The organism is Rhodoblastus acidophilus, from assembly GCF_009720655.1.
Classification (GTDB): Bacteria; Pseudomonadota; Alphaproteobacteria; order Rhizobiales; family Beijerinckiaceae; genus Rhodoblastus; species Rhodoblastus acidophilus_A.
In genome coordinates this window covers 55,985-65,058 of sequence record NZ_WNKS01000021.1, presented here as the reverse complement: position 1 = coordinate 65,058, position 9,074 = coordinate 55,985, and the positions used below count along the sequence as shown (strand labels likewise).

Here is a 9,074-nt window from a genome sequence, read left to right as displayed (position 1 = left end):
ATAAAGAGAACCAGCGTTAAGCGCCGGTTCTGGGGGACTAGGGGTCGTGGGTTCGAATCCCGCCACTCCGACCATTTCATTCATTAAAGATAAGCCAGCCGGGCCCATCGAACGGCCCCGCCGGCTGGCCGGGTTCCATCAAATCTCATCGCGATGCGACCGAAACGGATGCCTTGCTCTCAGCTGACAAGGCCGTCGAACCCGCCCGTTTGGCAAGAGCGGCAGGAACCCGTTTCTCGCAGCGGAATATAGCAATAGGGATCCGCCGAATGCGGTCCGCCGCCGCCCGCCACGCGCCTGCGCCGCCGTGCAGCGCACCGCGCCACCGGCCCACATGACGGCGCTCCTCCTCAACGGCGTTGCGCAAGGCGTCAAAGCGCTCCACGTCAGCGTGCAGCTCCTTGGCCAGCGCTGGCTTCGTCGCCAACATAGAGGACGTGCTGGAAGTCTATCAACGACGGCATGATTCGCGGCGCCCTGTTGCGTGTCGCGACGAGGCGACAAACAAATGATCGCGGAGACGCGCGCTCCCAGTCCCGCAGCGCCCAGACGCAAGGCGCGCCACGATGACGAATCTGAGCGCAGCGGCGTCGCCAGTCTTTTCATGATGTTCGCGCCGCTGGAAGGCTGGCGCCGCTTCAGGCTCGCCGACCGCTTCGAATGGCGCTGCACGCCAAGGCGCGCGAGTTGGCTCGACACGGAATTAAAGGCTGGCGACCCCGACAGGATTCGAACCTGTGACCTACCGCTTAGAAGGCGGTTGCTCTATCCGGCTGAGCTACGGGGCCGAAATCGCGCCTCAGTGCGTCCAGGGCGTGACGCGGCTGGTCTTGAAATTGTCGGAATAGGAGACGATGCGGCGCTTCGCCTCCTTCGGCTCCTCCACCCGATAGGCGATGCCGTTGCGCTCCGCATAGGCGACCGCTTCGTCCTTGGTCTCGAAGGTCAGCCGGATCTGGCTCTTCATGTCGGAGGAGGAGGTCCAGCCCATCAGCGGCTCGATGCTGCGCGGTGTTTCCGGAACATATTCGAGCCGCCAGCAGCGGGTTTTTCCCAGTCCCGATTGCGTGGCGGTTTTCGCGGGGCGGAAGATGCGAGCCGTCATCGGAATCCTCGAAAGTTTTCCGTCACGGCCGCACGCGCGCGACGGATTATGCAACTTCCATAGGGGAGTCCGCCGGACAAAGCAAGGCGAGGCTCAGCTCGGGCGGCGCCGCCCCCTTGACGCGCCCCCTTTCGCCCCGCCACTCTTCGCGCGAAAGGGAATCCCATGTCCAAATCCACGCCGCAGTCGCGCAAAACCATGCGCGCCCGCACGAAACTTGTTTACGCCGGCCGCGCCCCGGAGGACCAGTTCGGCTTCGTCAACACTCCGATTTATCGCGGCTCCACCGTGCTGTTTCCCGACGTGGCCACGTTGGACTCCCGCGCGGGCTCCCGCTTTCGCTATGGCACCTACGGCACCCCGACCACGGAAGCGCTGGAAACAGCCTGGAGCGAGATTTCCGGCGCCGCCGACACGGTGCTCGCCCCCTCCGGCCTCGCCGCCTGCTGCTTGGCCCTGCTCACCGCGCTGTCGAGCGGCGATCATGTCTTGGTCACGGATTCCGCCTACGGTCCGACCCGCAGTTTTTGCGAGCAATTTTTGACCCGCATGGGCATCGAGACGACGTTCTACGATCCGCTGGTGGGCGCCGGCATAGCAAACCTGTTCCGGCCCAACACCAGGGCGGTGCTGGTGGAGGCGCCCGGCTCGCAAAGTTTTGAGATGCAGGACATCCCGGCCATCGCGGCGGTCGCGCATGACAAAGACGCCTGCGTGATCATGGACAATACCTGGGCGACGCCGCTGTTTTTCCCGGCGCACGAGCGCGGCGTCGATCTCTCTGCCGACGCCGGCACGAAATATCTGTCCGGCCATTCCGACCTGCTGCTCGGCCTGGTCTCCGCCAATGCGAAATGGGCGAAGCGCCTGCGCGCGACCTACCAGCTTTTTTCCAATTGCGCGGGGCAGGAGGACGCCTGGCTGGCGCTGCGCGGCTTGCGCACCATGGAACTGCGTCTGCGCGAGGCGGAAAAGCAAGGGTTGGAACTGGCCCGCTGGCTGGAAAACCGCCAGGAAGTGTCGCGGGTGCTGCACCCCGCGCTCGAAAGTTTTCCCGGGCACGCCATCTGGAAGCGCGACTTTTTGGGATCGACCGGGCTGTTTTCCGTGATTCTCAAACCGGCGTCGGAACAGGCGGTCGCCGCCATGCTCGACGGTCTGGAATTGTTCGGGCTCGGCTACAGCTGGGGCGGTTTTGAGAGCCTCGTGATCCCCTTCGACTGCTCCAGCTACCGCGCGGCCAGCGTGTGGGCGCCGGAAGGCCCGGCGCTGCGCTTTTCCGTGGGTTTTGAGGACATCGAAGACCTCAAGGACGACCTGGAAAAAGGTTTCATGCGCCTGCGCGGCGAGGCTTGAGCCGCCGCGCTCGCGGCCAGAGCGAATCCGGCGCGACGGTAAAGGCGATTTTCCGACGCGCGAACACCAGCGCGACCAGATGCGCGCTGGCCAGCCCGATCAGCGCGCCGGCGCAGACGTCGCTGGGATAATGCGAGCCGACGATGATCCGCGACGCCAGCACCGGCAGCGCGAACATGAGCAGCAGCGGCGCGGTCCAGCGCGGCTGGATCAAGCCCAGCGCGGCGGTGGTGGCGAAAACCGTGATCGTGTGTCCCGAGGGAAAACTCGCCATGATCCCGGTCGTCGAAAACATTTCAAAGTAATAGGGGCCGACCTTGTCCAGCAGCGGCGGCCGGGCGCGGCCGATCACATGCTTGATCGCCTGTGAGGCGAGCCCGGAAACCGACAGCACCGCGAAGACATAGAGGGCCTGCCCGGCCAAGAGCCCGAAAGCGGCGCGCGAAAAGCGAGTCACGGCTTTCGCGCGCGCGAAAAAAGCGCCCGCGAGCGTCAGAATTGAAAGCGCGAACAGCCAGTTGGACTCGCCAAAGCGGGTGACGACGCGAAAGACATCGATCACTTCGCGCGGCAGGGCGCGCGCCCCGCGCGCCGCGCTCACGTCGAACGTCACGCTGACGGCGGCCAGCGCCAAGAGCGCGACCGCGGTCAAGCCGAGAGCGAGAGGCCAGAGCGGGGCATTTGGCGGGACGCGGCGGCGCCAATGCGCGCGCAGATCGAGGAGGTCGGCGCGAAACTGCGCGGCGAAATCTGGAGACGAGCGCAAAAAGCATCCTTGGTCGCGGGGGGGCGGGAGGATTGGATATAAAGGAACGCACGCTAGAGGCCAAGCGAGGTCGAGCCCAGGCGCCTCGCCCCTTCACGCCGCGGGCTTTTTGGGCTAGGCACGCCCAAACTCTTTTGAGGCCGGGAAGACATGCACGCCTATCGCACCCACACCTGCGGCGAACTCCGCGAAACGCACATCGGCCAGAAAACCCGCCTGTCCGGCTGGTGCCACCGCATCCGCGACTTCGGCGGCGTGCTGTTCATCGATCTGCGCGACCACTATGGCATCACCCAATGCGTGATCGATCCGGATTCCCCCGGTTTCAAAACCGCCGAAGCCTTCCGCTCCGAATGGGTGGTCCGCCTCGACGGCGACGTCCGCCGCCGCCCGACCATGGACGGCAAGAGCACCGACAATGACGAACTGGCGACCGGCAAGATCGAGGTCTATGTCCGCGACGTCGAGGTTTTGGGCCCAGCGGGCGAACTGCCGCTGCCGGTTTTCGGCGACCAGGACTATCCCGAGGAAACGCGCTTGAAGTACCGCTTCCTCGACCTGCGCCGCGAGCGCATCCACAACAACATCATGCTCCGCGGGCGCGTTGTGGATGAAATGCGCACCAGCATGAAGGCCGCCGGCTTCAACGAGTTCCAGACGCCGATCCTCACGGCGTCCTCGCCCGAAGGCGCCCGCGATTTTCTCGTCCCGTCGCGCATCCACCCCGGGAAATTCTATGCGCTGCCGCAGGCCCCGCAGCAATACAAGCAATTGCTGATGATGGCCGGCTTCGATCGCTACTTCCAGATCGCCCCCTGCTTCCGCGACGAAGACCCGCGCGCCGACCGCCTGCCTGGCGAATTCTACCAGCTCGACGTCGAAATGAGCTTTGTCACCCAAGACGACGTGTTCGCGGCGATGGAGCCGGTGATCACCGGCATTTTCGAAAAATTCGGCGGGGGCAAGCCGGTCACCAAAAACTGGCCGCGCATTCCCTATGCCGAGGCCATGCGCAAATACGGCTCCGACAAGCCCGACCTGCGCAACCCCATCATCATGCAGGACGTGTCAGAGCATTTCCGCGGCTCCGGTTTTAAAATTTTCGCGCGCCTGCTGGAGCAGCCGAAGAACGAAGTCTGGGCCATTCCGGCGCCGACCGGCGGCCAGCGCACTTTTGCGGATCGCATGAATTCCTGGGCGCAGAGCGAGGGCCAGCCGGGCCTCGGCTACATCCTGTTCTTCGATCGCGCCAAGGACGAGACCACGCAAAAGGAAAACCCCGGCGCGACGGGGGTCGGCGGTCGCGGCCCGCTCGCCAACAACATTGGGCCGGAGCGGGTGGAGGCGATCCGCACCCAGCTCGGTCTCAACGCCGGCGACGCCGCCTTCTTCGTCGCGGGCGACCCGGAAAAATTCGCCAAATTCGCCGGCCTCGCGCGCACGAAAGTGGCCGAGGACCTCAATCTCATCGACAAGGACCGTTTCGAACTGGCCTGGGTCGTCGACTTTCCGATGTACGAGTACAATGAGGAAGACAAGAAGGTCGACTTCGGCCACAACCCGTTCTCGATGCCGCAAGGCGGTCTTGAGGCGCTGAACACGCAGGACCCGCTGACGATCAAGGCATTCCAGTACGACATCGCCTGCAACGGCTTTGAGATCGCCTCGGGCGGCATCCGCAACCATCGCCCCGAGGCCATGGTCAAGGCGTTCGAGATCGCCGGCTATGGCGAGGAGACGGTGGTGGAGCGCTTCGGCGGCATGTACCGCGCCTTCCAGTATGGCGCGCCGCCCCACGGCGGCATGGCGGCGGGCGTGGACCGCATCATCATGCTCTTGGCCGGCGAACAGAACTTGCGCGAAGTCGCGCTGTTCCCGATGAACCAGCGCGCCGAAGACATTTTGATGGGCGCCCCGTCGCCTGCGACGCCCAAGCAGCTGCGCGAACTGCACATGCGGGTGAATGTCGACGCAAAGGCCTGACGCTCAAGGGGACTGGATCGAATTGCGTGCGGCGATCGCGCCGTTGAGGCGAGGTGTTTATGCGCAATTCGTTCCTGTCCCCGATCTCAAACGCGGGCAGGGGACAGGAACGCATTGCGCCCCTCTGGCCCGGCGATAACCACCCAAGAATGAGAAGCGCAACGCGATCCAGTCCCCGCGCCTCAATCCGCGCTGGGCAACCGCCGCATCGTAAACTCAATCCGCCCATCCGAAAGCTCGCGCCAGCTTTCGATCTCGGTCATGTAGGCGGCCTTCGGGAAATCGTTAAAAAACTCCCGGGCCTTTTCCCGCGCCAACTCTCTCGGCAGAGTGAAGGAGTCGCGCCGCCAGCCATCCGACGGCCGCCGTTCGCCGGCCGGCTTCGAGCGCCGCGCCAGCCGTTCGGCCAGTTCGCCTGGAGTTTTGTTGCGGATCGCCATGGCCCTGCGCTTTCGATACCCTGAACAGAAGCTTGCAGCCTGATGCGTTAATTTTCATCCTGCGCTAACGATCCCGGCGCGTCCAGCGGGAATCTTCGCCCATTTCGCAGGCCTTTTCGATCAATTGCGCGACGATTTGCGGGTCGGTGGGGAACCCTGCGCGAATCCATAGAGCTTGCAGGGATTTAAGCGCCGCCCCCAGCGCCGGACCCTTGGGAATGCCGCGCGCAAAAAAATCCGCTGCCCGGAACGGCGGGGTTGGCGGCGGCGTATCGCGCAAAAAGGCTTGCGCACGCGAAAAATCCGAATCTTGCGGCGAAACCCCGGCCTCCGCGCGAATCAGCTCAAGCCCGTCGCGCGCGGCCTCCGGCCCGAAACGGAAAAGCGCCTCGCGCAACGACGCAGGGGAAGGCGCCACGCGCGCCCCATGCCAGAACGCGTTCGCCCGTGCGGCGCCCAAAAGCCGCTGTTTTTGCGCGTTCGAAAACCGCAGCGCCGCGCCCAACCGCTCGGCGTCGCCTTCGCTGAACAGGGCAAGCGCCGCGAGACCCATCAGCCCGTCGCCGCGTTCGCCATCGTCTCGAAGAGTCTTGAGCCGCGCCGGCCAGGGCGCGACGCCGAGATAGGCGAACAGGCCCGCCCGCGCCATGGCTTCCGCGACGAAAGCCGCGCGCGGCGCCCCCAAAAGCTTGAGCGTCTCCGCGCCCAGCCGCTCGCGCGAAAGATTTTGCAGGCCGTCGCGGAGGGCGATGCAGGCTCTGAACCCCTCGGGGTCGAGACCCGCGCCATAGCAGGCCGAAAAACGAAAAAACCGCAGGATGCGCAGAAAATCCTCGGTGATGCGCCGGCGCGGCGCGCCAATGAAGCGCACGCGGCGCGCGTCGAGATCGGCGCGCCCGCCCACGGGGTCGTGCAGAACCCCGCGCGCGTCCAGCGACAGCGCGTTGAGGGTGAAATCGCGGCGTTCGGCGTCCGCGCCAAAATCCCGGCCGAAGCGGACTTTTGCGCGGCGCCCGTCGGTCTCGACGTCCTCGCGCAGCGTGGTCACTTCAAAGGGCGCGCCATCGATGACCACGGTGACGGTGCCGTGCTCGATGCCCGTGGGAACGACCTTGAGCCCCGCCTTTTGGGCGCGCAACACGTTCACCTCGGGCGGGGCGGTGGAGGCGAGGTCGATGTCGCCGATGGGCTCGCCCAAAAGCGCGTTGCGCACGGCGCCGCCGACAATGCGCAGTTCCTCGCCCTCGCCGTCCAGCGCGGCAAAAATGCGGGGCACGCCGGGACGCTCCAGCAGTTTTTTCAGCTTTTCCGCGTCGCTCATTGGAAATGGCCCGGCATCAGCCGGCCGTTTTCGACATGGGCGGGGACATAGGCCCCCTGTTCCGAGCCGGACATGCCGGCAACGACGAGGCCGCCGATGGCGAGCGCAAGCCCCGCCAGCGTCAGCCACGACAGCGCGCCGCGCGACCACGACGCGGCGATCAGCGGATGCCGCGCGCGAAAAATCAGCAAGGCGACGTAAAGCGCGAAAGGCGTGAGAAACAGGCCGAGAGTTTCCAAAAGGGCGCGCGTCATCGGCTTATTCCAATCCACATTTGCGCCGAAGCGCTCACTTGCAGGCGATGTTATAGCCGATCCCGGGCCGCAGCGATGCCGCCATATGCGAGACCAGTCTGTCGTACCTGGCCTTTTCCTCGGCGGGATATTCGATGGTGAGAGTGTTCCAGACCTGGTCGCCGCACGAGAGCACGGCTTTGCGGTAGAAAATCCTGTTATCGCGGGTTCCGGACAGCACGACCCAGTCTTTTCCCTTGGCGGAATAGGCAACGGTCTCGCCGTCGTCCGGTTCGGCCTTGCGGGCCATTTCCTCGTCGCGGGAGTCCAGGGCGAAGTGGCCGGAAATGATGACGAAGGCGTCGCCGTCGGGGGAGGAAAACCTGCGGCCGTCATTGTTTTCAGGTTCGGGCTCCATTTTCCAGCCGGCCGGATAATCGGCGGTCGGGCCGAAGCGGTCGTTGTGGTAGCTGCGCCACTCCCCGGCCAGCGCCGGCCCCGCCAGCAGCAGGGCGAGCGCGCAAAACCTCCGAACCGCCATGGTCAAAACTCCCTGGAATAAAGCCGTTCGTAAAGGTTGCGGATCATGCCCGCCGTCGCGCCCCAGATGTAGCGGTCTTCCCAGGGCATGGCGAAGAACTGGCGCTCCTTGCCCTGCCACATTTTTGCGTGGCGCTGGTGGTTCGCCGGGTCCATCAAAAAATCGAGCGGCGTCTCAAAGACGTCGTCCACCTCGGTGCGGTCCAGCGTCAGGTCCAGCGGCGGTTTGATCAGCCCGAGCACCGGGAACACCCGGAAGCCAGTGGACGTCTGGTAGGGATCGAAACATCCCAAAATTTCGACGCGGTCGCGGCTCAGGCCGATTTCCTCCTCGGCCTCGCGCAAGGCGGCGTCCAAAGGCGACTCCCCCGCCTCGATTTTTCCCCCCGGAAAAGCGATTTGGCCGGAATGGTCGCGCAGGGTCGCCGCGCGCCGCGTCAGCAGCATGAAAGCCCTGTCGCCGCGCAACACCACAGGCGCCAGCACGGCGGCAGGCCGGGCCGGCGCGAACAGCGCCGCTTCCGCCTCGCTCAGCGGTTGGTTGAGCCGGTGATCGCCGTTTTCAGGCCGCGCGCACGGGTCGAAATCCGAGTCGGGCCAACCCTCGCTCAAGCTTTTGCGGGCGCGGGCAAAAAAATCATGGGTGGAAAACATCATGAAAAATCCGGGAGGTCGCGCATCGGCGCCATGGGGAAAAACGTCCCCGCCGACCAAACGCCGAAAAAACCGTCGCGCTCGCTCCCCCAGGCCGCGAGATCGTAAAACAGCGCGCGCTTGACCAAAGCCCAGAGTTCCGCCCGCACCAGCACGTAAGGTTTGAGCCCGTCGCTGTCGCCCGGCTCGAACCGCAGCGGATGTTTTGACGAAATCTCCACCCAATCCTCGACATTGGTGCGCAGCTTCAAAACCTGCGCCTCGCCTTCGCCCTCTCGCAAAAGCTCGACCCCCAAAAAAGGCGCGTCCTCGACCACAATGCCAACCCGTTCGACCGGGGTGACCAGTACGTAACGCTCGGGGTCTTTCCGCAGGATGGAGGAAAAAAGTTTGACGAGCGCCGGCCGCCCGATCGGCGTGCGATTATAAAACCATGTGCCGTCGCGAGCGATGCGCATGTCGATTTCCCCGCAATAGGGCGGGTTCCAGAGGTGCACGGGGGCCGGGCCGCGCTCGGGGAACACCTGCTCAAGGCCGCGCAGGGCGCCTGTCATTGTCGAACCAAACCTTCTTTGCAAAGCATTCCAAACCTATATTGTTGGTCCGGTCGCGACAATCAGCCGCAGATTGGTTTGACGCGGCGCTTGAGCGAAAAACCGGCAACCACTTTTTCGCG

The 9,074-nt window shown here is 64.7% G+C and carries 10 protein-coding genes and 1 tRNA gene; 2 read left to right on the top strand and 9 right to left on the bottom strand.

Annotation, left to right across the window (positions count from 1 at the left end; all coding sequences use genetic code 11):
• Positions 1 to 711 precede the first annotated feature (711 nt).
• Positions 712 to 788 (bottom strand) — tRNA-Arg (locus GJ654_RS17560).
• 11 nt (positions 789 to 799) lie between these two features.
• Positions 800 to 1,105, bottom strand: coding sequence for an ETC complex I subunit (locus GJ654_RS17555; RefSeq protein WP_155447478.1), 306 nt, complete (start codon positions 1,103 to 1,105; stop codon positions 800 to 802).
• A 165-nt stretch (positions 1,106 to 1,270) separates the two neighbouring features.
• Here GJ654_RS17555 and metC point away from each other — a divergent pair, with 165 nt between their 5' ends.
• Positions 1,271 to 2,461, top strand: a complete 1,191-nt coding sequence (metC, locus tag GJ654_RS17550; RefSeq protein WP_155447477.1) for a cystathionine beta-lyase — start codon at positions 1,271 to 1,273, stop codon at positions 2,459 to 2,461.
• On the opposite strand, the gene GJ654_RS17545 is transcribed toward metC, so the two are convergent.
• Positions 2,436 to 3,227 (bottom strand): phosphatase PAP2 family protein, encoded by a 792-nt coding sequence (locus GJ654_RS17545; RefSeq protein WP_155447476.1) that lies wholly within the window; start codon positions 3,225 to 3,227, stop codon positions 2,436 to 2,438. The two genes, metC and GJ654_RS17545, sit on opposite strands and share 26 nt — an antisense overlap.
• Before the next feature lie 150 nt (positions 3,228 to 3,377).
• On the opposite strand from GJ654_RS17545, the gene aspS reads away from it, so the two are divergent.
• Positions 3,378 to 5,210 (top strand): aspartate--tRNA ligase, encoded by a 1,833-nt coding sequence (gene aspS, locus GJ654_RS17540; RefSeq protein WP_155447475.1) that lies wholly within the window; start codon positions 3,378 to 3,380, stop codon positions 5,208 to 5,210.
• 182 nt (positions 5,211 to 5,392) lie between these two features.
• Here the strand turns inward: aspS and GJ654_RS17535 are convergent, their stop codons facing one another.
• The 6 genes from GJ654_RS17535 to GJ654_RS17510 all read right to left on the bottom strand — a co-directional run bounded on the left by GJ654_RS17535 (position 5,393) and on the right by GJ654_RS17510 (position 8,952).
• Positions 5,393 to 5,650, bottom strand: a complete 258-nt coding sequence (locus tag GJ654_RS17535; protein WP_155447474.1) for a hypothetical protein — start codon at positions 5,648 to 5,650, stop codon at positions 5,393 to 5,395.
• Positions 5,651 to 5,714: 64 nt separating this feature from the next.
• On the bottom strand, positions 5,715 to 6,971 hold the full coding sequence (locus tag GJ654_RS17530) for a CCA tRNA nucleotidyltransferase (RefSeq protein ID WP_155447473.1): 1,257 nt from the start codon (positions 6,969 to 6,971) through the stop codon (positions 5,715 to 5,717).
• Positions 6,968 to 7,225, bottom strand: coding sequence for a DUF6111 family protein (locus tag GJ654_RS17525; protein WP_155447472.1), 258 nt, complete (start codon positions 7,223 to 7,225; stop codon positions 6,968 to 6,970). Before GJ654_RS17525 ends, GJ654_RS17530 begins: the two co-directional genes overlap by 4 nt.
• A 34-nt stretch (positions 7,226 to 7,259) precedes the next feature.
• Positions 7,260 to 7,745: a hypothetical protein gene (locus GJ654_RS17520; protein WP_155447471.1), complete on the bottom strand. Its 486-nt coding sequence runs from the start codon at positions 7,743 to 7,745 to the stop codon at positions 7,260 to 7,262.
• A 2-nt stretch (positions 7,746 to 7,747) separates the two neighbouring features.
• Complete coding sequence (locus tag GJ654_RS17515; RefSeq protein ID WP_425540403.1) at positions 7,748 to 8,398, bottom strand: CoA pyrophosphatase; 651 nt, start codon at positions 8,396 to 8,398, stop codon at positions 7,748 to 7,750.
• Positions 8,398 to 8,952, bottom strand: coding sequence for a DUF1285 domain-containing protein (locus GJ654_RS17510; protein WP_155447469.1), 555 nt, complete (start codon positions 8,950 to 8,952; stop codon positions 8,398 to 8,400). The genes GJ654_RS17515 and GJ654_RS17510 overlap by 1 nt, the downstream gene beginning before the upstream one ends.
• Positions 8,953 to 9,074 lie beyond the last annotated feature (122 nt).

Coding starts and splice junctions, on each gene's coding strand:
- GJ654_RS17555 (WP_155447478.1), bottom strand. CDS start 1,105: ATGACGGCTCGCATCTTCCGCCCCGCGAAAACCGCCACGCAATCGGGA.
- metC (WP_155447477.1), top strand. CDS start 1,271: ATGTCCAAATCCACGCCGCAGTCGCGCAAAACCATGCGCGCCCGCACG.
- aspS (WP_155447475.1), top strand. CDS start 3,378: ATGCACGCCTATCGCACCCACACCTGCGGCGAACTCCGCGAAACGCAC.
- GJ654_RS17535 (WP_155447474.1), bottom strand. CDS start 5,650: ATGGCGATCCGCAACAAAACTCCAGGCGAACTGGCCGAACGGCTGGCG.
- GJ654_RS17530 (WP_155447473.1), bottom strand. CDS start 6,971: ATGAGCGACGCGGAAAAGCTGAAAAAACTGCTGGAGCGTCCCGGCGTG.
- GJ654_RS17525 (WP_155447472.1), bottom strand. CDS start 7,225: ATGACGCGCGCCCTTTTGGAAACTCTCGGCCTGTTTCTCACGCCTTTC.
- GJ654_RS17520 (WP_155447471.1), bottom strand. CDS start 7,745: ATGGCGGTTCGGAGGTTTTGCGCGCTCGCCCTGCTGCTGGCGGGGCCG.
- GJ654_RS17515 (WP_425540403.1), bottom strand. CDS start 8,398: ATGTTTTCCACCCATGATTTTTTTGCCCGCGCCCGCAAAAGCTTGAGC.
- GJ654_RS17510 (WP_155447469.1), bottom strand. CDS start 8,952: ATGACAGGCGCCCTGCGCGGCCTTGAGCAGGTGTTCCCCGAGCGCGGC.